This window comes from Sphingobacterium siyangense (assembly GCF_007830445.1).
Classification (GTDB): Bacteria; Bacteroidota; Bacteroidia; order Sphingobacteriales; family Sphingobacteriaceae; genus Sphingobacterium; species Sphingobacterium siyangense.
Genome location: NZ_VLKR01000012.1, coordinates 93,428 through 116,964, shown reverse-complemented (window position 1 = coordinate 116,964; position 23,537 = coordinate 93,428). Strand labels below are relative to the sequence as shown.

General features: G+C 41.4%; 17 protein-coding genes. 7 read left to right on the top strand and 10 right to left on the bottom strand.

The window, feature by feature from the left end; translation table 11 throughout:
• The first annotated feature begins 167 nt into the window (after nt 1–167).
• The 7 genes from IQ31_RS28075 (at nt 168) to IQ31_RS12440 (ending at nt 6,947) form a co-directional block, all read left to right on the top strand.
• Nucleotides 168–689, top strand: coding sequence for a Sec-independent protein translocase subunit TatA/TatB (locus tag IQ31_RS28075; protein WP_088160398.1), 522 nt, complete (start codon nt 168–170; stop codon nt 687–689).
• Nucleotides 690–774: 85 nt separating this feature from the next.
• Nucleotides 775–3,012 (top strand): Tex family protein, encoded by a 2,238-nt coding sequence (locus IQ31_RS12465; RefSeq protein WP_088160397.1) that lies wholly within the window; start codon nt 775–777, stop codon nt 3,010–3,012.
• Nucleotides 3,013–3,191: 179 nt separating this feature from the next.
• The gene (locus IQ31_RS12460; RefSeq protein ID WP_145328195.1) at nt 3,192–3,905 is read left to right on the top strand and encodes a hypothetical protein; all 714 of its coding nucleotides are present in this window, start codon (nt 3,192–3,194) and stop codon (nt 3,903–3,905) included.
• Nucleotides 3,906–3,908: 3 nt separating this feature from the next.
• Nucleotides 3,909–4,187: a hypothetical protein gene (locus tag IQ31_RS12455; RefSeq protein WP_075991259.1), complete on the top strand. Its 279-nt coding sequence runs from the start codon at nt 3,909–3,911 to the stop codon at nt 4,185–4,187.
• A gap of 492 nt (nt 4,188–4,679) precedes the next feature.
• Entirely contained in the window at nt 4,680–5,024 is a 345-nt protein-coding gene (locus IQ31_RS12450) for a PadR family transcriptional regulator (protein WP_070564875.1), read from the top strand.
• A gap of 49 nt (nt 5,025–5,073) precedes the next feature.
• Entirely contained in the window at nt 5,074–5,631 is a 558-nt protein-coding gene (locus tag IQ31_RS12445) for a hypothetical protein (protein WP_145328194.1), read from the top strand.
• Nucleotides 5,628–6,947, top strand: coding sequence for a serine hydrolase domain-containing protein (locus IQ31_RS12440; RefSeq protein ID WP_145328193.1), 1,320 nt, complete (start codon nt 5,628–5,630; stop codon nt 6,945–6,947). Before IQ31_RS12445 ends, IQ31_RS12440 begins: the two co-directional genes overlap by 4 nt.
• Before the next feature lie 185 nt (nt 6,948–7,132).
• Here the strand turns inward: IQ31_RS12440 and IQ31_RS12435 are convergent, their stop codons facing one another.
• From IQ31_RS12435 to IQ31_RS12390, 10 genes are all read right to left on the bottom strand, one after another.
• Nucleotides 7,133–8,401, bottom strand: a complete 1,269-nt coding sequence (locus IQ31_RS12435; RefSeq protein ID WP_145328192.1) for a family 16 glycosylhydrolase — start codon at nt 8,399–8,401, stop codon at nt 7,133–7,135.
• Nucleotides 8,402–8,570: 169 nt separating this feature from the next.
• Nucleotides 8,571–9,728 (bottom strand): sialidase family protein, encoded by a 1,158-nt coding sequence (locus IQ31_RS12430; protein ID WP_075991255.1) that lies wholly within the window; start codon nt 9,726–9,728, stop codon nt 8,571–8,573.
• Nucleotides 9,729–9,801: 73 nt separating this feature from the next.
• Nucleotides 9,802–11,784 (bottom strand): family 20 glycosylhydrolase, encoded by a 1,983-nt coding sequence (locus IQ31_RS12425; protein ID WP_158638877.1) that lies wholly within the window; start codon nt 11,782–11,784, stop codon nt 9,802–9,804.
• A 1-nt stretch (nt 11,785) separates the two neighbouring features.
• On the bottom strand, nt 11,786–13,006 hold the full coding sequence (locus tag IQ31_RS12420; RefSeq protein WP_145328190.1) for an AGE family epimerase/isomerase: 1,221 nt from the start codon (nt 13,004–13,006) through the stop codon (nt 11,786–11,788).
• 51 nt (nt 13,007–13,057) lie between these two features.
• Nucleotides 13,058–15,163, bottom strand: coding sequence for a GDSL-type esterase/lipase family protein (locus IQ31_RS12415; protein ID WP_158638875.1), 2,106 nt, complete (start codon nt 15,161–15,163; stop codon nt 13,058–13,060).
• A gap of 34 nt (nt 15,164–15,197) precedes the next feature.
• Entirely contained in the window at nt 15,198–16,433 is a 1,236-nt protein-coding gene (locus tag IQ31_RS12410; protein ID WP_145328188.1) for an MFS transporter, read from the bottom strand.
• Nucleotides 16,434–16,484: 51 nt separating this feature from the next.
• Entirely contained in the window at nt 16,485–17,624 is a 1,140-nt protein-coding gene (locus tag IQ31_RS12405; protein ID WP_145328187.1) for a hypothetical protein, read from the bottom strand.
• Between the two features lie 89 nt (nt 17,625–17,713).
• A complete protein-coding gene (locus IQ31_RS12400; protein ID WP_145328186.1) occupies nt 17,714–18,634 on the bottom strand; it encodes a dihydrodipicolinate synthase family protein in 921 nt (306 codons plus the stop codon).
• Nucleotides 18,635–18,675: 41 nt separating this feature from the next.
• A complete protein-coding gene (gene nanU, locus IQ31_RS12395; protein WP_145328185.1) occupies nt 18,676–20,211 on the bottom strand; it encodes a SusD family outer membrane lipoprotein NanU in 1,536 nt (511 codons plus the stop codon).
• Nucleotides 20,212–20,229: 18 nt separating this feature from the next.
• Nucleotides 20,230–23,529, bottom strand: coding sequence for a SusC/RagA family TonB-linked outer membrane protein (locus IQ31_RS12390; protein ID WP_244294476.1), 3,300 nt, complete (start codon nt 23,527–23,529; stop codon nt 20,230–20,232).
• Nucleotides 23,530–23,537: the final 8 nt, after the last annotated feature.

The window sequence follows — 23,537 nt, the reverse complement described above, 5'->3', positions numbered from 1 at the left end:
GCAAAAATATAACAATTTACACCCATCAAATAACCGCACTTTGTTAAGTAATTTTTATGTTTCAAATACCTTAAAATTATCTTAAATTTACTTTTGGGTCTAAGAACTATAGAAATATAAATGTACCTTAGCATCTAGTTAGTAATCAAAAGAAGAGGAAAAAGAGTATGTACAATCCAGTAATAGCATTTCTAAACATCGGAACACAAGAGATGATCTTAATTGTGTTTGCAATCTTGTTACTTTTTGGAGGCAAAAAACTTCCTGAATTGGCGAGAGGTTTAGGAAGAGGAATACGTGAGTTCAAAGATGCATCAGAAGGTATCAAACGTGAAATTTCAGATCAAATCAATAATTTCGAGAAAGACATAGACGTTAAAACAGAAGTAAAAGAAGAAGCTGTTCCTAATGATGTGCGTTTAGCTGAGGAGAAGGCTCAAGTAGCACACGAAGAAGAGGCTAAGCCACAGGAAACCGTAGAAGGTTCAGAAACAGAGCAGCCTAAGAAAAAATATGAATTCACAACACCTGCCGGTGTCGTCGAACATAATCCGCATAAACAACCCGATTACGGCGAAGAGCCATCCCACATCACGTACGGGTATAACGATCATTTTGCTGAAACTAAAAACAACGAGGTAGAAGATAAAAAAGTTCCTGAGCAGGACAATACCAATAAACCTGCTTAATTTTACTACTTTAGTTTATAATTAGATATACTTAGAGCTGTTGAATGGTGATTCAACAGCTCTACTTTTTAAGATTAAACCGACAATGAGCTTATCAACACACGAAATTACTATTGCTAACGAGCTTTCTATTAGCGAAAAACAGGTTCGCACGACTATAGCACTATTAGACGAAGGCGCTACCGTTCCGTTTATCTCACGCTACCGTAAGGAAATGACTGGTAGTTTGGACGAAGTTCAAATCACCAATATCAGAGATCGTTTCCAGCAGCTGCGCGATTTAGATAAACGTAAAGAAGCTGTTCTTAAATCTATCAACGATCAGGGGAAATTGACAGCGGAGCTTGAGCAGCAGCTTTTGAATGCCGAAACCATGGCCAGTCTTGAAGATATCTATTTGCCTTACAAACCTAAGCGTAAAACCCGCGCCAGTGTGGCACGTGAAAAAGGTCTGCAACCTTTAGCGGATCTTATTTTGGCGCAAGAAACGGGCGATTTCCTCGCCCTTGCGGACAGTTTAATAGATGAAGAAAAAGGCGTAAAAAATACAGAGGAGGCACTAGCAGGTGCCCGCGATATCATTGCAGAGGTCATTGCCGAAGATGCGACAGTGAGAGCCAAGTCGAGAGCGATATTCCTCGAAAAAAGTGCATTTGTTTCAAAGGTAGTTCCTGGAAAAGAAGACGCCGCCCTAAAATATAAAGATTATTACGAATGGTCTGAATCTTTGAAAGATGCACCTTCCCATCGTGTGCTTGCGATGCGCCGTGGGGAAAAAGAAGAGCTGCTCTACTTAGATATAGCGATCAATGAAGAAGAAATTCTACCCCGTATCGAATCCATCTATGTTAAGGGTGCCAACGATGCCGCAGCTCAGGTAAAACTCGCCTTGGTCGATAGCTATAAGCGTCTGTTAAAACCTTCCATGGAGACTGAAATTCGTGTATTAACACGCCAAAAAGCCGATGAAGAAGCCATCAAAGTTTTTGCCGACAATGTTCGTCAATTACTTCTAGCCGCTCCACTAGGGCAGAAAAGGCTGCTTGCAATCGACCCAGGATTTCGTACAGGCTGTAAAACGGTTGTTCTGGATGAGCAGGGACAGCTCAAAGAAAATACGGCTATCTTTCCACATACGGGTGCCAATGGACTGGCAGAAGCAAAAAAAACAATTCAGTATTTAGTCTCGAAATACGATATCCAAGCCATCGCAATCGGCAATGGAACAGCGGGTCGAGAAACGGAGGAATTTGTACGGAAACTCGGATTAAATAACGTTACCATCGTTATGGTCAATGAAAGTGGAGCCTCTATTTATTCGGCTTCCGAAACTGCTCGTGAAGAATTTCCAGATCAAGATGTTACGGTACGTGGTGCAGTATCTATTGGTAGACGATTGATGGATCCCTTGGCTGAGCTGGTTAAGATCGATCCAAAATCGATCGGTGTCGGACAATATCAACATGACGTTGATCAAAATAAACTCCAAACTTCTCTGGACGACACCGTTATCAGCTGTGTAAATGCGGTCGGTGTTGAACTGAATACTGCCTCCAAACAAATCTTATCCTATGTTTCGGGTCTAGGTCCATCTTTGGCCCAACAGATCATCAAATACAGAAATGAGAATGGTCCATTTGCATCGAGACGTGAACTGAAAAAAGTTCCTCGCCTTGGTGATAAAGCATTTGAACAAGCCGCAGGATTCCTTCGCATTCGCCATGCGGTAAATCCATTGGATTCCTCTGCAGTACACCCCGAACGTTATGCATTGGTGGAACAAATGGCCAAAGACTTGGGAAAAAAAGTGGAGGACCTATTGACAGATGCTGACCTCAGGAAATCTATTCCCCTAAAAAATTACATTTCGGAGGAAGTAGGACTACCGACATTAAACGATATTCTAAATGAATTAGCAAAACCCGGATTAGATCCAAGGGAAAAATTCGAAGCATTTTCATTCACGGATGGGGTCAACAGCATTGGCGACTTACGGGTTGGCATGAAACTGCCGGGAATCGTGACCAATATTACGAATTTCGGTGCCTTTGTTGATATTGGCGTACATCAAGATGGCCTGGTACACCTAAGCCAATTATCTAATCGCTATATATCAGATCCCCATGAAGTCGTCAAAGTACAGCAACACGTCATGGTAACGGTAACAGAAGTAGACGAAAAACGTAGTCGCATTGCATTGTCAATGAAAACAGATGAGAAGCCTGCGCTACCCAAAAACAAAAAAAATGATTTTAAAAAGCAGGCCGAACCACAAACGGATATGGCCAGCAAGCTAGCTGCATTGGCAAGTAAATTTAAATAGATACATTTAACTCCGAATCAAAAAAGCTGACCGTTCGCTGAACTGCCAAGAAAAGTGTCTAACTTTTTGGAGGCAAGGCATCGCCTGGTCAGCTTTTTTTGATTCGATTAAATCCAATGTTCGTCATTCGTGTCGCTGTTTTATTTTGTATCTTTAGGGGAAACAAGTTTAGACCCGTTATGAAAAATTGTACCCTCCTATTCTTTCTATTTTTTGGAATCTATTTTTCTAAAATCCAGGCACAGCAGCAACTTCACGACGGGGCCTACCTGTATCAGGATGGCATCAATAAACATTTAATGCTCGTTAAAGACCATTATATTTCATTTATAAGTTACGATGACGTCAGAAAACGTTTTCAGCATACCTGGGGCGGCGCACTTGATAAGCAGCATAATCTGATCACTATCGCTGTCGAGTATAACTCACAGGATTCGGCTGCCATTGGCAAAACAACCCAATTACCTTACCGGATTGAAGCAGACTCCCTTCGCCTCAAAACTGCCAATAGCTACCATCTCTATATCAAGCAGAAAAAAGTTCCACAAGACCTTGACGCACTTTGGCGGATCACAGGTCGCCAGCAAGAAGGCAAAATGCAAGATATTCCCAAAGCAGATCGTAAAACAATCAAAATATTGGTTGATGGATATTTTCAATGGGTAGCGATTAATCCTGCTCAAAAGGGTTTCTATGGTACAGGCGGAGGTGACTATCAGTACAATAATAATCGGTACTCCGAAAAAATACGGTTCTTTTCGAGAGACAATAATAGAGTTGGGCAAGAACTCGCCTTTGGTGGTGAAATCCTGAATGGCGCATGGCATCATAAAGGAAAAAGTTCGAAAGGAGACGATATTTATGAAATTTGGAGCAAAGAAATAACAGAATAAAATATGACAATAGAAGAATTTCAATCTCTTGAAGCTCCGCTTCAGCATTGGACAGCGGTACAAAAGTCACTTTGGTATGATCTAAAAGGAAATTGGAAAACCGCGCATGACCTGATCGATCAATTGGGCGGAACTGACGCAGCACATGTTCATGCTTATTTACATCGCAAAGAAGGCGATCAGTGGAATGCAGAATATTGGTATCGTCGTGCCAAACAAAACGTATACAAAGGTAATTTGGATGATGAGTGGAAAGACCTCTTCAAATATTACGCTCCATAACTACAATTAGCCTATTTTGGGACAACCGCTGTTTTCTTTTATATACACAAAAGGACAATTTGGGTAATAAAGTAGTCAAAAATAGTATAGAAAATTAACTCAGCACTTTTTTAGGCTATCGAATATCTTTAAAAACATAAAAATATTACCAAATAAGATATAACATCAACCAAATCCGGAGATAATACGTAACAAAAATAACACAAAGAAAAATATTATAAAACTAACAAATAGAATGGCACAGATATTGAACATAGTTTGTTATACTTGAGAAAGTATACTTTTCATAAATTTAGGTTAATAATTGGTTAGGTTAAACACTTGAAGTTCCCCACTTCAAGTGTTTTTTTTTAGAAAAAACTCAATCGAAGTAACATCAAATCCACTTCCCTCATCTTTTTTTAATTAAGACACTTTCCTTCATTAAAAGGTATATTAAAAATTTAAAACAATACATTGTATTACTATGTATTTTGTTATATATTTACTTCCATGAACAAAGAATTTATTGACAAATGGATTTCACAGCTAAAAAAAGGAAGTCTTTCTTTTGTTGTATTAGGTATTCTTGCCTATGATCAGGAATACTATGGCTATGATCTTATCCAGGAGGTCAAGAAGAAAACGGCCATTGATATTGCTGAAGGAACTTTATACCCCTTATTGATTCGTTTAAAAAACGAAGGCCTGGTCGAATCGAACTGGGTACCTCAGGAAACTGGGATTCCAAGAAAATATTACAAAATAACAAAGGAAGGCCAAAGTACTTTCTTAGAGATGAGAACGTACTGGACAAGCTTAAACCAACATTTAACCACTTTGACGCATGCATTATAACCAGATACCCTTTACAAATAGATTCTCAGCTCGGCTATATCAAGACTACATGTCAACAGCAACGGCTCTTGTAAAAAAATTAGCCTTGGAGCAAAAACAGGATATATTATGTGAAATCAATAGCCACATATTTGAGGCATTGCAACAGCAGCTTCCCCCACAGTTAATCCATGACGCCATGCCTAGTCAGCTCCAAGAAATCTTAGATAAACTCGGGTTACCAGAGACTTTTATCAAAGAAATGATTTTGTCAACGTCCATTACCCCGTCAATAGAATCTCCTCGCAAATCCGTATCCTTATTACGGGTACCTATCATGCTCACACAAGGGATCGTAAACATGATTTATTATATCATCTATACCCTTATGCTCATCGCCGTATTTCTAGTCGTGGCCAAATTTATTGATCCTCAGGGAGTCGGATTCTTCTATGCGCCCAACAAGTTTTTCATATTCGGCAAACTTATTTTACAGCATGAAGAAGCCCTGCGTTACGAACAATTGGGCAATTATTTCATTCCAGCATTTCTATTCATCATCAGTGGACTTTACTATTCCTCCACGTTAATTTTGAAACTCAAAAAATCTATTCCCCATAAATTATGAAAAGAACCACAGTGTTATTGTTCCTCTTAGGAACCCTATCAAGCCCCATTCTCAAAGCCCAGGAATTCACAGCTGTTCGCATGGATAGCCTGATGTCCGTCATTGATAAAAATAATGTCTGGATGGGCAGTATTGCAATCAGCAAAGGCGATCAATTACTCTATCAAAAGGCAATTGGATATGCAGATGTAGCGCAGAAAAAAAAAGCGAACATAAATACGCGTTATGGAATAGGTTCAATCTCCAAAACTTTCACAGCAACACTTGTACTAAAAACAGTTGAGCTCGGAAAACTGAAGTTAGACGAACCAATATCTGCATTCTTTAAAGATATTCCAGACGCTGGAAAAATCACCGTTCGCCAATTGTTAAATCATAGCAGCGGATTACACAATATCACGGATGACAACGATTATTTGACATGGAATACTAAACCACAGACAGAGAAAGAACTTGTTGAACGCATCGTCAAAGGCGGAGCCGACTTTGCTCCCAGCAGTAAACATGCATATAGTAATTCAAACTACATCCTACTTACCTATATCTTAGACAAAGTTTGGAAAAAAGACTATGCTTTTTTATTGAAAGAATACATCTGTAAGCCATTAAACTTGCAAGAGACAACCTTTGGCCGTCCACAAAATAACAGCAGGGATGTTAGCGAATCTTATCGATTCACTCACGAATGGACCCTTGAACCACACACGGACAATTCTGTTCCGCTTGGAGCCGGAGCCGTTTGGTCAACTCCGGCAGATCTGGGCAAATTTTTCAATGGTTTATTTAGCCATAAAATAATCAATGCTGCAAGCCTGGAAGAGATGAAAAAAATAGATCAGGGCTATGGATTGGGTTTCTTCCAATTGCCATTCTATGAACATATGGGCTTTGGCCACACAGGTGGTATAGATGGATACTCCTCGGTAGCTGGTCATTTTGATGATGGTAATTATAATGTCGCTATCATTAGCAATGCCAACAATTATAATAATAATGAAATATTAAAGTTCAGCCTTGGCGAGCTTTATAAAAAACCTTTTCCACTTCCTGATCTTGCGGAAATACAATTGACAGAGGAAGAAATTTCAAGCCTCGTCGGCGAATACAAAAGCGAACAGCCTCCTATTCAGATAAATATTACGAGAGAGGGCAACAAGGTGCTGGGTCAAGTTGTCGGTCAGCCGGCATTTCAACTGAAACCCAAGGATAGAAATACGCTGGTCCAACCGCAATTTGGCGTAAAAATAGTTTTCGAACGTAGCGAAAACAAAATGACACTCTACCAAAATGGGCATACTCTTGTATTGAAGAAATAAGGAGATACTGCGGTTAACTAATGTAAAGATTCATGGCCTTTATTTAGCACTATCTTACATTTTTCATTAGGTAGTTATGAAGTTTATATCGACATCCTCAATGAGGACCGAGGCTCTCGTCATCACGCAGTATCGCTAAAAGAGCAGCGGTTGAACTAAACCGCTGCTCTTCTAACTACTGTGTTTTACAATTTTTCCAAATAGAAATCATCACCATACACCGTACCGCTCAAGGGTTTATAGAAATAGACCGTAGCAGTAGTATTATTGGCTCCAGTTGTAAAAGTTACCGAATTATTGGAGTAGCTGGTCGTACCTATAGTCGCATCGATCGCAGTTCCCCCATAATTTTTGACACCAATACTGACCGACTGGCCAGCTGCAGACACTTTGGCGTAGCCACCGAACCGATAGGTCGTATTTGGCGTTAAACCGGTCAGGTATTGTTCAATAGATGTCTCTCCGCCTGTTTCGCGGATACATTTGGTTCCTGTCCGGGCATCGGTGGAAACAACCGATGATCCACCGCCCCATGTTGTCCATGGATAGATGACACCGCTTTCGAAATCGCCATTACTAAATAAAGGCAGCTTATATACACGTACGTAATCCACCTGCATACTAAAGGGCAAGTCAGCATTTGTGATCGCCCCTGGCCATCCCGCTCCACCAGCCTGATTTAGAATCAGATAAAAAGGAACATCAAATGGCCATTGCTGCGTCCCCCCACCGGAAACTCTTGCGTAGGTATACTGCAATACATTGTTGATGTAAAATCGAATGTCGTTCGGACTCCAGATCATTGTATATAGATTGTAATCTGTCGTATTATAGGTGGCAGATTTCGATGCTGTGCTCCCACCATTTGCATTGGTAACTGAGCCATTATGGATCGTATGGTACATCACACTTTCGTTGTTGACATGCTCCATAATGTCAATTTCACCACAGCTAGGCCAGCCGCCATACGCTGTAGCGGGTTCGGGCATCATCCAAATAGCAGGCCATGAACCTCTTCCTTGTGTAAATTTAGCCCTCACTTCAACTTTTCCATAAGTCATACTAAATTTCCCCATCGACTTAACTCCTCCAGCATGATAAGCAACAGGATCTCCGGCTACAACGGCATTATCCATACGCAATACGAGATTGCTCCCATCTTGGGAGGCATAAGCTGGCAAGGAGGTCATATACTTATTCCATGCGACAGTGCCCCTGTCAGCATAAGACCATTTTGTGGAATCAAATCCCCCACTACTATTAAACTCATCCGACCAGATCAATTCGTAATCTGTTGTCGCTACGGTAGTCGCATTTAATAGCTTAGTCGAGGCCTTCGCCTTACTTACTTCCGGAATCGGATTTTTTGTTGCTGTAGAGTCTTTTTTGCAGGCAAAAATAGACAGGCTAGTTGCGATTAGGCTCAGCACCAGCCAAAATTTGGTTTTTCTCATTTAGTTTTGGATTATTGGTTTTATTTAAGTTTATATCGTTATTTGACAGCTTGTGGAGCAAGCTGCATAATAATCGAAGATTCATTTTTTTCTTTCATTCCTTCCTGTTTTAACCAAAAGGAAGAAATGAAAGAAAATGCATATTATATCGATAACACAATGTGCCCGATTACTTAAAATTTACGGGCAAAAAGACAATTTTGCTGTAATTTTCTTTTTCAAATAAAACGCCGAGTTTATTTTTATTTAAAAGTACTAAATCGGAATAAGCGGCATAATCCCCTTTCACACCCTCCGGCGCTTTGGCCACAACCTGATTAAAATACCATGTTTTGCCCTGATCATTACTTAATCGAACGGTTAGATTGTCTCTTCTATCGGTTGATGCAGCATTACACACAGCCAATATATATTTTCCTTTCTTTTGCCAGGAAAGCACTGAACCCTGGTTGACCGGATCGGGTAAGTTTTTATCATAATAGGTTGTATCCCAAGTAACCCCACCATCATTTGAATAAGACACAATCCTCGATTTGACATTACCTTGCTGATTACGGGAATTCATATACAGCCCTGTATGCGATATCTGCGCAGCCATTGTCTCATTTGATCCCTCAAATTTCACGCTTGCCCCTATCTTGAATGTCTTTCCATGATCGTCCGAGTAATACGAATGCGCAAAATAGTCCTTGCCATTTTCTTTCGGATTTCCTTCAGAATGGTTAGCAGGAATATAAATACGTCCTCTAAACTTACCAGAATCAAATTGTAAAGCATGTCCGGGCGTATTTGCGTAAGTCCGCCAGTCTTCCTTAAAAATATATTGTGCATTTACGGATGGTTGATTGGGACGATGCGTCTCAAGCGTTATGTTTTCTGGATTAGACCAGGTCTTACCACCGTCGGTCGAACTAATTGACCAACATTCTCGCAAACCATTTCCTTTACGGACTTCTCCCTCATGATTATTACCCGTATTATAAAAAAGAAACAGGCGTCCTTTCGGATATGCTGGATCCAATAGATCCACTACCGGAGCTGGATTTCCGACCTGCAAATTATCATTGTCAACAGCAACTTGCAATGGGCCCCATGTTTTTCCATTATCCTGACTAATTTTATAAACAATATCTACATTACCAAAATCGCCGGCATGATCCACCCTACCTTCTGCAAAAGCAATTAACTGTCCGCTTCTATCCTTTACAATAGCAGGTATGCGGTAGCTTTTATAGCCATCTTCGCCTGAAACAAATACACTCACTTCCTGAGCGTGGCAAATTCCTGCCAACAGTGCAAATACCAACATTGTCCCTAATTTCTTCATATCTATATAAGTTTTATTGTTAATTCTATTTAAAAAAATGCATCTGTGTTAATACAATGCGATCGGTTATTTATTACTCCCTTTCAATCGGTAGGCAAGTAAACATCCATTTTAGTGGATTTTGCCAATCTTTCCCATTTAATTTTCCCACAGGAAGTTTCACCACAACTGTATTCCAGCCTTCCTCCAGCAGAATAATGCTTGGACTTCGGTAGCTGTAACCTTCATCAACCAATGGGAGCTCCAAATTTCCTTTTTGGCCAGCATGTTGCCAATTCGGTGGAAGCACTTCACGCCCGTTCACCCAAATTTTGCTCATTCTATCGTCCCAGGTTCCCAAATTTGGTGAATCACTGGCATATGAACGGGAGAGGTCGTTAAAACCGATCCAAAAACTTTGGTTTCCCCCTCTTTCACTCCATACTTTGCTCACAGCATATACGGTACTATTTTCAAGCGGCCGATCAATAGCCCCTTTTACGACATCAGCCCACCAATGGCGTAATACGATAGTTCCACCATAAAACTCACCGATCTTTTTTAAATTGGTAAATTTTCCTGTCGCTTCATTTTTTAAGACCATGCTCAGATCACCCTTATTTTCCACAGGCCCATACAACATCCATTTTTGCCCACTTTGTGCGTAATACGGAAAAATAAAATCTTTAAAATACAATCTTTTATGTTGGAGCAAACGCTTTTCAAATTCAACAAATTGAGCTAATCCCTTTACATCCGTTTTGATATTACTACGCCATTCAAAATCTCCTCCTCCTCGCCAGCTTCGTTCCGCAAAAGTCAGCAAAGCCGGGTAAACTGCATTCTGATGGAATACATCACGTTCATGATGGACTGCACGATCGGGCCAGGAACATAACGTCGCACCCATTAACTTTTCATTTTCTGACGATTGACCACCTAATTCCCTATAGAACAAGGTCGTCACCGTTTCCAAAGGATCCATATGATTGATATACAAATGCTTTGAGTCAATCACTTCAAAAGGTGAGTCATTGGTAATAGCCTGTGGTCCACCCATCCAAAGCTGGCGGATTGTGTGTGCCTGCAAATTACCACCAGGCTCCCAGCCGATGGTTTTTAGACCTAAGTCCTCCGTCCATTTTGTCATCATCGGCAAAAATGTTTGGTTGTGAATTTTCACCTCATCCCCCCCAATATGCAGATAAGGTAGCCCGGGATAGGTGGTCGCAAATTCCTTCACTAGTTCTTTGATGATCGCTATGCCGCTATCGCTCTGCATATCGGTTTTAAAAGAACGGCGAAATGCTGCGGAATGCCCTGGCATATCAATTTCGGGTACGAGCTGAATATGGCGATCATGACAATACTGGATCAGCTGCTGCATATCGTCGACTGTATAATACTTTCCCTTCCAACGCTCCATATTTGCAGAGTCGGTCAAACCGGGATATTTTTTACTGATCAGTCGCCAAGCAATATCCTCGGTGAAATGAAAGTGAAAAATATTCAGCTTATACCGCGCCATCATATCGATCTGCTCCTTCAACACCTGCATAGACTGAAAATTTCTTCCCACGTCTACCAAGTAGCCACGCCAACGAAAAGATGGATAATCTGTAATGACGCAATACGGCAACTTACCATCGCTGCCTCCCAGTTGACGCAAAGTTTGCAGGGCATAGAAAACCCCTTTACTCGCTCGGGCTTCAATGTTTACTCCCCTTTTATCTATAACAATGCGATAGCCTTCCAAAGAAGACAAGGGAAGTTTCATTTCTTTATTGCAACTAATCGTTATAGCTATATTTTCTTTGCTATCGAAGTCTATGCGCCTTACATCCCAATCGCTTAGCAGTGCTGTCAAAGTCTGTCTACCTGTAGTTGACACTTCTCCTTTGGTGCGTACGCAGACCACTTGTTTGACCTGGTAATACCCGGTTTTCCAGATAACAGACTGCGGCATGGGAAGCAAAGGTCTGATAGTTTCGGACATACCATATAGCGGAGAGATCATCATGACAATCATCATCAGCCTTTGGAGGAACTTAGTTGTCGCTACAGTTTGTCGCATCATGTTATCCCTTAATCGTATTAAATTCCTGTAGTATTTGCATACAATACCACTCTTGACGAGGAAGATGGAATGGTCCTTTAAATAAATTACCTTTTGCCGTCTGCGCAATCTTCCCATCACGATGCAGATAGCCATACCATTCACCATTGATTTTATCATGAAAATGATCATAGGCATACTGATTGATCTGCTGATGCCAACTTTTATATTTCTCATTTCCGGTCATTAGGTAAGCGAGTAATGTTGCTATAATAGTTTCATTCTGCGGCCACCAAAACTTCATATCCTGCCAATATTCTTGTACCGGCTTTCCATAGACATCCCGAAAGTACAGTATACCACCATATTCTTTATCCCAGCCGCGCTCCCACATATAATCGAGCATACGACAGCCCAGGTCAATCAGATGCGGATCGTTCGCCCGATATTTCGCTTCATGCAAGATAAACCACGCTCCTTCGATGGCATGTCCGGGGTTGAGTGTGCGCCCGTCAATATGATCAACAATTTCACCTTCAGGTCCCACTTGTTCCATCACACAGCGGATATCATCTTTTACAAAATCACGTTCTATCTGCGCGATAAAATTACTGATAACGAAATCACAGCGTGGATCTCCAATTGTTTCGCGAATTTGCTGTGCGGTATTGATCATAATCATCGGCACACCGATCCCTTTCATTGGCCTGGTCTGTTCGTATTTTGGTTCCACCAATCTTTCTCCCTGTGCATAAGCCAGACAAATTCCAAACAGCTCATGTGCTTCCGCAGCAATACCGGCATCTCCCGTCGCTTTTGCATAGGCTGCAAAGGCGATTGCCGCAAAAGTCTCCGAAAAGAAATAACGACGCATACGAATTGGGTTACCGATGCGGTCTACATGAAAATACATTTTGCCGTTTGCATCAAAACAATGTTTCTTCAAAAATTCATAGCCTATCCGGGCCCCTTCCAGCCATTCCTCTTTTTGCTCAACCGTATTGTAAAGTGTGGCCAGCAACCAGCATGCCCTTCCCTGTATCCACACGGCTTTATCTGTATCAATCAAATCCCCATCATGATCACGGATAAATAGATAGCCGCCACATTCATGGTCAATCGATCGTGGAAACCAAAATGGTACAGTGTCTTTTAAAAGCTGATCACGATAAAAAACTTCCAACTCCTTCAAGTAATCAGTGTCTATTATATTTGCGGTATCTTTTATACTTGTCTGTTTCATCTGTTCTAGTTTTTGAGTCAATTTATTTATGTTTAGTTGATCGTCTTATGTTTAGTTGATCGTCAAATCAAAAGTGGACACTGGCGTTCCAATTTCATTTTGAAGATTTGCCCTGCTAAAAGGTTCATATCCATACAGGATTTTGGTGAATTGGAAATTCGGCTTAACGATTTGGACGACATTGCCCGATAGGATATTTGCATTTACATCAGAAATTTTCCCCTTATTGTCCATTACCTGAAAACCTTTCACAGGCGCATTCCCTGGGGTTATTAATTTTATACAATGATCAAATGTCAATAACAGCTTATCATCGCGAAGCGCATACCTGACCAGATCAGGATGATCTGCATTCAATTCAACACCATATACATGTTTACGCACTAAATTTGCCAACCTTCGGCCTACCACAATCTTTTCACGGGGATGTACATCCAAAGAATCACCTACATCGATCGTTACGGCCATGTATGTACCAGCAATGGCTTTCTCCAGTAAGCGTTGTGAGTTTCTAAAATCACCCCATGAAGGTCTATCTATACTTGTGAGCTGAACAAAGAAAAAAGGTAGATCTTGGTGAAAACTCTTCCGCCAGGAGGAAATCAATGTTTTAAAAAGACGTTCGTGAAGTTCTATGTTATGCGCATTGCTCTCACCTTGATACCACAGTATACCTTTCAATCCTGTGCTCAACCATTTGCTGACACCCGCTTCAAAATTGTAAGCTGGTTGATACGGATGGCGTTGATTTTTCACCTTTGAAACTGCTAGATTTTGACTGGCGCGCTCACGGCAGAAATCCTGCAGGAAATCTGATTTTTGCCAGTTGTGAATATAAGAGGCAAGCAAATCGTCGTTTTCCAATGATTTTCGATCAATCCATGATTCGGTATTAGACCCACCTACCGATAGATCAATAATACCAATGGGAATATGCTGTTCGCTGGCGATCTGCTGGGCAAATGAATAAGCAACAGCTGAGAATTGCGCGGCCTCCGCCCCGGTAGCTTGCCGCCAGGCACCGCTGAAAAAGGACAAATCGTTTACTTTCCTTAAGGTCGCGGTATCCCATGCAACAGCATTGGTCTCCACAAGGCTGCGGCATTTAAAAAGGCGCACATTCTTTAAGTGCGGTGCATCTTTGATCAGCTCTTCGCCCTTTGTGGCTCCACGAAGTTGAAAAGCCATATTTGATTGTCCCGAAGCAAGGTATACATCGCCAAAAAGAATATTTTTCAACACTATTTTCTGCTTGCCCGAACGCACTGTTATTTCATAAGGTCCTCCGGCTTCCATTTTAGGCAACTTTATTTCCCAGAAGCCTTCGGGATTGACTTGGGTCTTATAGTTTTTCTTATTAAATGCAAGAGTGATCACATCGGCGGCAGTACCTTTACCATAGATGCTATTTTCCCAATTACGCTGGAGCACCATATCCGAACCGATGGTTTCGGCCACTTGCAAATCTTGGAGAACAGGGATCAATACATGCGCGACCTGTTCAGCAATCAATGCAGCTCCTTCCCTGTTCGGATGCAAGTAATCGTCAAAAAGATCAATCCGATACCGCAGTGGGCTGTTCAGATCGATCAGTCCCACTTGGTTATTTTTTGCTATCTGCGGTATAAGCGCCTGAATTTGATCATACCAATCGCGTGTCCCGGATAAAAAGCGCGGATGACCACTAAAAATAGGAGTCAATCGACAGATGTAAATTTGTACTTTCGGATTAACGGATCGTATGGAGTCAATCAGAGTCGCGTAATCCGATGCAAAGGAGTTCTTATAATTTGGCCAGTTTCTCGGATCAGTATCATTGAGTCCCAGGTGTATAATGGCAACATCAGGTTTATAATCCAAGGCTTTTCTGTATTCTTCCGTTTTATAATAAGGTCTATGCCCCTTACGTAAAAGTGTGGCCCCTGAATGACCAAAATTCCTCACTTCAAACCGCTGACCCAGCAAAGCCTGAAGCTGGCCCGGATAAGAGTCCTCTTTAGAATTTCCGAGCCCATAACCAAAGGTTACGGAGTTACCGATACAAGCTACTTTTGTCCGGGGTTGTCCCACTGCAATGGAGATGGAGACCATCAAACCTAAAAGTAGACCTCCTTTTTTTGAAATATAGGTATGCAGCGTGCTGATTAAGGATTTCATTTTCATCATCTATTCATTCAGGAAATAAAAGCGATTACTTCTCCGTTGTTTTGGGTTTGAGAAACAGGAGTTGCAAGAGTAGCGCTAGCAGTACCGCTGCCCCTAATAGTGCAAAGCCTAACCCAAAATGACCTTCATCCTTAAATTTCCCTAACCATTGCGTAATTACTGCTCCAGCAAACACGCCCACCATATTCATAAAACCATAAGCGGTTGCGCGCAATTTTTTAGGAACAACCTGACATAGGATAGGCATATTGTTGGCGTCGAATATGCCGAATCCAATTCCAAAACAGACTGCGGCTCCAACCACCGCAGGTAAGGTCTGGCCTAATCCCAAAAACAATAAAGCTGGTATGGTTAATCCAAGCCCAATTGCACTGGTATAAATGCGGCCGCGGATATGCTTTTGTACCCATCGGTCACTTAGTATTCCGCCGACGATAACTCCAATAAATGATGAGATCGCGATTGTGATGGTCGACAATGGACCAGCTTTGGCCATTGGAATATTCAGGCTATCGGCAAACAAGGTTGGCAACCAATTTTTGATGGCCCAGCCGGGTAAGCTTGGAGCCGCAAAATAAAATAATAGAATCCAAAACGCCACATTGGAAAATAGCAACAATAAACTTTTGGGAAGAGACAATCGTCCTTCCGAAGCAGGCTCCTCGAGGGATGGCTCATGTTTCTTCTCCACAAGCAAGATCGCTAATAGGACCGCATAACATATTCCGATAATTCCAAACCAATGAAAAGCGGTATGCCATCCTTTTGAAGCGGCCAATGTAGCACCAAAACCACCCAAGGCCTGACCTGTATAGAGTCCGGTCATATGTAAGCCAATGGCTAACGATCGATTTTTTCCGGTATGGTAATCCGCGATCAGCGAAAGAGCTGTGGGGATATACAATGCTTCACTAAATCCCATAATCGCCCGTAAAACCAATAGCATTGCATAATCGTGCGCCATCCCCATGCCATACGTTACGGCCGACCACACAAAAAGACTGCCTACGATCAGCCATTTTCTATTACTGCGATCGGCAACGATACCGGCTATAGGACTCATGATACCATAGATGTAAAGAAAAACGGCCATCAATACACCAAAAGTCTCGGCACGCTGCAGCTGTGGAATATCGACCTGCATGGCTTCACGCATAGTTGATAGCATCTGCCGATCCATATAATTCAGCAGAGCTACCCCCCAAAGGAGGGCTACAACGAGCCATGGGTAAAAAGATTTATGTCGTAAAGAAGAGATCATTTCAAGTTTATCAGGTTTATATTAAGTTCTTTATATCTTATTTTTTCAATCCTATTTCTTAGAAAATGTGGCTACTAAAATCTCCGGAGTACGAACGCCCGCCTTAATTTCGCCACTGGGTAAGATGATCATGTCGCCCCAAACAACAGCTGTCGTGGTTACAGGTCCATCCGACGGCAAATCCCCCATCCGCTTCCATTTCGCCAATTTCAGATCATAACGCCATACTGCTCTGCCAAAACCGGGATGATTGATTTGCAATTTATTCTTGGCATCAATCAATTTCTGTCGCTGCGATGGATTTGTTTCCTTTTTAGCATCAAAGATGAGCGCTTCCACCTGATGAAAGGTATTGCCCCGATCTGCACTCAACAACCATATTCCTTGGTCGGGCAATACACAAGCTGTTCCTGCTGCAGCAGGGAAAGGAATGTCCGTCCGTTTGGACCAAGTAGTACCACCATCGGTTGAGCACCACAGTTCATGGTATAATGTTGAAGGGCTCTCTAGATGAGCCTTTCTTCCACCAAGCAGATAAAGGCCATTTTGGCTATCAGACAACAATTGCAAATGGGAGACTGCATAGGGTAATTTCCCCACACAGACCCATCCTTTTTCAAGATGTGCTAAATCCAATTTTAACACTTGATCCGATACAGCATCAGGCCTTTCACCACCGGCAATAAAAAGTTTATTTCCATGAACTACCGCTCCCATATTAGCCAATGGAAATGGGAGGTTCGGAAAGTCTGACACCGTAATTTTCTTGGTAGAGCCATCATATTTAATCATTCTACAGGCGGCCGTTTTTCCATCAGGAGTCTCTCCACCGATAACCAGCAATCCATCCGGTAGACTCAGGCTGGCACCATAAGCAACCGCTATAGGAAGACTATCCTGGGCTATTAAGCTCAGTCGTCCTCCTTTTTTTCCGTAAATAAAAACATCTTTTTGGATCTCTTTCGCCCCACCTTCCCAAGGGGGTAAATGCGGGAAATTCGCCCCACCAGCAACCAAGAGACAATCGCCTGTGACACCAGCTATTGGTCCTGCCATACCAATATGCCCCTTTCCATCTTGCGTAGCTGGCAATGTAATGCCTTTATGCCATTCCAATCGACCAACCTGTGCATGAACAGCACCTGTAAACAGTATTCCCACAATAACTCCCATCCAATGTTGTTTTGTCATATCTATTTATTCTTGAACCTACAGTCCAGCCTATAATTTCCCTCTCGAAGTAAGCACTCATGATACTCATTTCGAGAGGGAGATCTATTTTACTGTGCACAAAACGTCTGAAAATTAAGTTTGTTCACATCACTCTTAAAAAGTTCAAATTGCTCCGTCGAAATATTCTTTACAGGCAGTCTAAATGCTCCGCAGTCAAGTCCAATCAATTTCATATACGATTTTCCTACTGAAATACCACCGTACTTTCCTAACAGTGTGATCATATCGATAGATTGCTGCTGCAAAGCATTAGCTTTTTCAAGATCTCCCCGATCATAAGCCTCGATAAGCTCAAGATATAAAGGTGCAGCATAGTTATAGGTACTACCGACAGCACCTTTGTTACCCAATACCAAGGCGGACAGCATATTCTCATCTCTTCCCCATAACATATCGTACTTGCGATCTGCATAATTCATGCAGCTTAGAAAATCCATAAAATCTTCGTGCGTATATTTGATTCCCTTAAAATTGGGTATTACGCCATCAATCTGCTGCAACAGATCGATCATCTGGAAGTTTCCACCGGTCAATACCGGGATATGATAATAATAGAAAGCCGTATTCGGGGCTGCACTAGCAATTTCGACACAACACTTTGCCAATTGATCCACATTAGCAGGTTTGAAATAAGATGGTGAAGTAAATGAAACAACATCTACCCCTGCTTGCTCGGCCAGCCTAGCCAATTGTTGGCATTCTTTGATATTCGTTCCGCCCAGAAGCATCATGAGTGTAAATGCATTATCCTCTTTTGTTAATCTGGCCCAAGCTGTCATGACCGCAACTTTTTCCTCAAAAGTTAACGATACCCCTTCTCCGGTAGAGCCACAAATAAAGGCACCCGTTACCCGATTGCGCTTTAACATCGCATAGTATTGCGGAATCAGCTCAAGATTCAATTCTCCGTTTTCATCGAAAGGAGTAAATGGCGCTGCAATTAATCCTGAGATTTTTTGGTCTAGCATGATCTGTGTATTTAATATTATATTATTTTTTTTAAATGTAACTAAAACGACGTATAACCTTTCGTTTGAACCAGTAGCCGGTTATTTGTCAACGCATCCCTATTTATTGGCCATAAAAGGCGAAATGATTCTGCTACCGGTAATGATGTATACTTATAAACAAAGCTATCGCCCATTCTTCTCAAATCATACCAATATTTCCCCTCGCCAATAAATTCTAATTTGCGTTCTTTTAAAATTGCTTCCATCGGATCGCTGTCTATCTTCTGATTTGGAAAACCAAAAGTACCTTCGTTGTAATTACTTCCAAAAGCTCTTGCTCGAACCAAATTAATTTCCTCTTTGGGGCTTTCACCCAGTAGCACTTTAGCTTCAGCTAACAGCAAGAGTAAATCCGCATAACGATAGATTGGAAAATCATTCGTAAATGCCCGAGATCCAGCATTTTGTTCACCTTGATATTTTTTCAGGAAACAACCGGCCATATTGAACTTTCCTGTCGCATCTTTTGAATAGGCCGCTTGAATAGATGTGTTTTTACGTTGATCCAAATCATTGTAGTCCCGATACGAACGGATACGAGTCGGTGCACGTAATATTCCACCATAATTTTCAGCAGTTACAGTGAATTTTCTGTTGGAAAGTGAGTCATAATAATTTGCGATAAGGCCAGATTGTGGAACAAAATCGGATATAAAACCTAAAGTCGCTTCATTTAATTGATGACGCGCTACAAAAATCATTTCACTATTACCGCGATTGGTTGAAGAAAATAGACCAGAAAAATCTGATTGCAGAGACAAGGTAAGATTTGATTTTATTTCCGATAAAGCATTTTTGGCTGTTAAAGCAGCATCCTTACCTCCGCCTCGATGTGCATTCCAAAGATTCACTTCTGCTTTAAGCATTAATGTTGCTGATTTTGACCAATACGATTTTGTATTCTTCACGGAGTAATCTGTTCCAAAAGAAGTCAGAGAGCTTTCTAAATCCGAAGTTACAAGCCCTAAAACATCCGAAGCTGGAGAAGCGGCTTTAGCAAGGTTGGTGATATCAATATTTCCAACAGGCTCTGTTTGCAGGACAACATCTCCCCAGGAACGATACAGCTGAAAATAGTAGAATGCACGCATTCCATAAGCAATCCCTAAATAGTAACCTTTATTTTGAGCGGTCACAATATCAGTCGTATTAAGTTTGCTGATCAACAAATTTATCTGATTGATGTTTTCGTAAAAAGCCCCGAAATTGCTCACCCCCGGATTATCGAGATCCAAATTATGATTCCACATTCTTTCCAACCCTTGCGGAGCTTCCCCTGTAAAAGACGATGTCGTTCCGGGATCATTGCCAAAGACCTCCCCCTGGTATTCACCCAGAAGTACAAATGCGCGCTCATGGTTCCGAAATCTTGCATGTAGACCACTCACAAACGAATCAAACTGATCGGCTGTCTTCCAGTAATTCCCATCACTAATGGTACTCACGGGATTTAACTCTAGATTTTTATTGCAAGAACTTAAGAGGCCTAGTCCCAATACCATTGCCAAGCTCAAGGTTTTTATATTGATTTTCATCGTTTTCAATTTTTAAGATTAAAAGGATAGTTGAACACCTAAGACATAAGATCTTGGTGTGGGATAAGTGCCTAAATATATACCTGTAACCAAATTGTTCGCATCTACTGGCGGTTCAGGCGATGGACCCGAGAATTTTGTGATATAAAAAAGATTAGATCCGGTAAAATAAATCCGTGCATGCGAAAATACCCGCGATTTTTCGAGCAATGATTTGGGCATGTCGTACGAGAGAGTCAACTCACGGAGTGCCAGATAATCTCCTTTTTCATAAAACCTCGAATTGTTGCTATTCAATACCGCATTGGCATTGTTTCCACGTGTATAATTCTGTTTGGAACCACCAACCTGATCCGCAAAATAAACCTTTGGAATGTCTGTTATAGTGTTGGTGGGTGACCAAGCTTGTTTTTGCAGCTCAATATAATTGAATGTGCCCTGATAATTACCCAATGTTCTTGCAACAAGATCATTGTAAATCTTATGTCCCAGCGCAAACTCCCAGTTTGAAAAAAGGCTCAGATTCTTATAACTTAAATTCGCTGTAAATCCGCCCGTCCATTTTGGATTAATATTGCCGATATACACTTGATCACGTGAATCGATAATATCATTTCCATCGACATCCAGCCAATTGACATCTCCAGGAGTAATTCTTCCATTTTTTCCAACAGGGAGATTAGGTCCAGTAATTCCTGCAATATTATCCGTACGGTTTCCGGCAACTGAACTTACCTCAGCATCATCTTTAAATATTGATACTTGTTTATATGCGTAGATATCGCCCAGCGATTGCCCCTCCTGATACCCACCTACCCATTTAACTTGACCCGATGTTGGATCATAGACCTGTAGACCACCTTGACGATTATTTTCGTTTCCATTATTCGGCAGCTCCAGTATTTTATTTTTAACAAATGCGGCATTGGCGCCAATATTCAAATTAATACCATCGGGATTTCTAAGCACGCGAGCTTGTAACCCAAACTCCAGGCCTTTATTTTGTAAAGTTCCTAAGTTGGTATTTATAGACGAGAAGCCGATATAACTAGGCAGAGTCAGATCTGTTAAAAGGTTTTTAGTTTTTCTATTGTAATAATCGAATAGTAAAGTTACGCGGTCTTTCCATAAACCTAAATCTAAGCCTACACCAGTAGTTTTACTCGTTTCCCAAACCAGATTTCCATTTACCGGCTGTGTATTGAGGTATCCAGCGGTTCCATTATAATTGGTTTGCAAGGAATAGGTTCCCTGGACTTCATATCTGCCTAATCCGTTTATATTTCCATTTTCTCCGTAACTCAGTCTAGGCTTCAAAGTTGAAATATACTCCGCTAATTTGGTATTCTTAAAAAATGTTTCTTGATGAACATTCCAGCCTGCAGAAAGACCTGGGAAAAAGCCCCAACGATGGCCATCTGCTAAACTCGATACACCATCCAAACGATATACGGCATTCAACAAATATTTCCCATCATAATCATAAGCCAAACGTCCCATGGACGAAATAATTCTATATTCAGATTTCGAAGATGTGTTATTTCCAGCCACAAAAACAGTCGAAGCATTGACGGTCGGTATATCATCAGTAGGCGCATTCTTCCCATACACCTGCATATAATCTGTTTTTGTATTAAAATATTCCGCACCAAGCATAGCGTTCAGATTATGCTTCTCACCAAATGTCTTGGTATAATTTAAAATACCGTTGAACTGTGTTTGGAAATCGCGATTTATATTGCGATAAGCATCTCTTGAAGTACTGCCTATTGTTTCGGGGTTAGAAAACACATTGGCATAGGTCTGGGTCGATTTTTGGAAGAACTCATTCAATAACTCTTTCATATAGGCATTTCCCGAGACCTTGAGGTATAGACCAGGAATAATATCCCATTTTAGGGAACCGTTTACGACAATGCGATTCGTTTCATTATTTCTCTCCATACGGCTCAACCAATACAATGGATTCCCATCATTGATGCCGTTGCCTGGATTGGGTCTCGTCTTCGCCTCATCAACCCAAGGATTAAATGTTGGCCAAATAGCCAAATTCCGATATAATGCACTTACTTCCGATCCGCCAACGCCATATTGAGAAGCAGTTGACAAATTGACCGAGGTTGCCACCTCCAGATTCGGTTTCAGCTTATATGAACCATTTAGATCTGCAGTATATCTTTTATAGTTGGAGCCCACAATGATTCCATTCTCATCATATGCATCAAATGCAGCGAAATATTTTCCTCGATCGTTACCGCCCGATACATTTACATAATGATCCTTTGTATAGGTATTTCGAAATAAGATATCCTCCACTTCACCCGAATGATCTTTATAAATTATCTGACCACCATACGGATCATCAACAAGTTGCCACCCTTTAGCTAGTAATGGATCCAAGTCAGATGTGTAACGACGAATATCGAAGGAAGATAAATTTGCATTATCAGTCAATAATCCCAGTCCTCTGGAGCTATTAGCTGTCTCAATCGTTTTACCGGCATTTAAATAACCCAAGCGCGTATAATAAATGTAATCCCCAGCATTCATATAACGATACCCCTCACGACGTTGGTTAAAGCCTCCTGTGAATTTATAAGATATATTTGACTGTCCCGATTTACCGGTTTTCGTTGTGATCAAAACTACGCCATTATTTGCGCGAGCTCCATATATTGCCGTTGCAGAAGCATCTTTTAGAAGTTCGATGGATTCAATATTATCCGAACTCACATCATTCATCTCACGAATGACGCCATCTATTACCACTAATGGGGGACTAGAACTTTTAATTGATGCTCCACCGCGCAATTTTAACATAGGCGCCGCCCCGGGTGTACCCGATTTATTCACCACCTGTAATCCAGGTACAGTTCCCTGCAATGCTGTAGCAACATTAGAACGTGGCGTATTTTGCAAAACAGTTTTATCCACTTTAGCGATGGAACCAGTCACACTTCTCCTGTTTTGTGTTCCATATCCAACCACCACAACTTCATCCATTTGCTCAACCTTGGACTCGAGTTTGATATCCAATTGATTTAATTGTCCAACTTTTACTTCATATGGTCTATACCCCGTAGACGTGATGACTAAAATAGTATTGGGATTGGTACTGATTGAGAAAGTCCCATCAGCATTTGTCTGCAAAGATTGGTTGGATCCTTTGACTTTTACAGTCACGTTGCCGAGCAACTCCCCTGTCTTTGCATCGGTAATTTTTCCCCGCACCGCATGGTCTTGTGCCTGGGCTAAAAGCAAATTGCCCATCAAAACAGACAGCGTGAGAAGGGTTCGTAATTTTAGGTTTGAATACATATTGGTTT

What these genes read in the sequence shown, in the direction of transcription:
- IQ31_RS28075 (WP_088160398.1), top strand. Translation starts at nt 168, where the DNA reads ATGTACAATCCAGTAATAGCATTTCTAAACATCGGAACACAAGAGATG.
- IQ31_RS12465 (WP_088160397.1), top strand. Translation starts at nt 775, where the DNA reads ATGAGCTTATCAACACACGAAATTACTATTGCTAACGAGCTTTCTATT.
- IQ31_RS12460 (WP_145328195.1), top strand. Translation starts at nt 3,192, where the DNA reads ATGAAAAATTGTACCCTCCTATTCTTTCTATTTTTTGGAATCTATTTT.
- IQ31_RS12455 (WP_075991259.1), top strand. Translation starts at nt 3,909, where the DNA reads ATGACAATAGAAGAATTTCAATCTCTTGAAGCTCCGCTTCAGCATTGG.
- IQ31_RS12450 (WP_070564875.1), top strand. Translation starts at nt 4,680, where the DNA reads ATGAACAAAGAATTTATTGACAAATGGATTTCACAGCTAAAAAAAGGA.
- IQ31_RS12445 (WP_145328194.1), top strand. Translation starts at nt 5,074, where the DNA reads ATGTCAACAGCAACGGCTCTTGTAAAAAAATTAGCCTTGGAGCAAAAA.
- IQ31_RS12440 (WP_145328193.1), top strand. Translation starts at nt 5,628, where the DNA reads ATGAAAAGAACCACAGTGTTATTGTTCCTCTTAGGAACCCTATCAAGC.
- IQ31_RS12435 (WP_145328192.1), bottom strand. Translation starts at nt 8,401, where the DNA reads ATGAGAAAAACCAAATTTTGGCTGGTGCTGAGCCTAATCGCAACTAGC.
- IQ31_RS12430 (WP_075991255.1), bottom strand. Translation starts at nt 9,728, where the DNA reads ATGAAGAAATTAGGGACAATGTTGGTATTTGCACTGTTGGCAGGAATT.
- IQ31_RS12425 (WP_158638877.1), bottom strand. Translation starts at nt 11,784, where the DNA reads ATGATGCGACAAACTGTAGCGACAACTAAGTTCCTCCAAAGGCTGATG.
- IQ31_RS12420 (WP_145328190.1), bottom strand. Translation starts at nt 13,006, where the DNA reads ATGAAACAGACAAGTATAAAAGATACCGCAAATATAATAGACACTGAT.
- IQ31_RS12415 (WP_158638875.1), bottom strand. Translation starts at nt 15,163, where the DNA reads ATGAAATCCTTAATCAGCACGCTGCATACCTATATTTCAAAAAAAGGA.
- IQ31_RS12410 (WP_145328188.1), bottom strand. Translation starts at nt 16,433, where the DNA reads ATGATCTCTTCTTTACGACATAAATCTTTTTACCCATGGCTCGTTGTA.
- IQ31_RS12405 (WP_145328187.1), bottom strand. Translation starts at nt 17,624, where the DNA reads ATGACAAAACAACATTGGATGGGAGTTATTGTGGGAATACTGTTTACA.
- IQ31_RS12400 (WP_145328186.1), bottom strand. Translation starts at nt 18,634, where the DNA reads ATGCTAGACCAAAAAATCTCAGGATTAATTGCAGCGCCATTTACTCCT.
- nanU (WP_145328185.1), bottom strand. Translation starts at nt 20,211, where the DNA reads ATGAAAATCAATATAAAAACCTTGAGCTTGGCAATGGTATTGGGACTA.
- IQ31_RS12390 (WP_244294476.1), bottom strand. Translation starts at nt 23,529, where the DNA reads ATGTATTCAAACCTAAAATTACGAACCCTTCTCACGCTGTCTGTTTTG.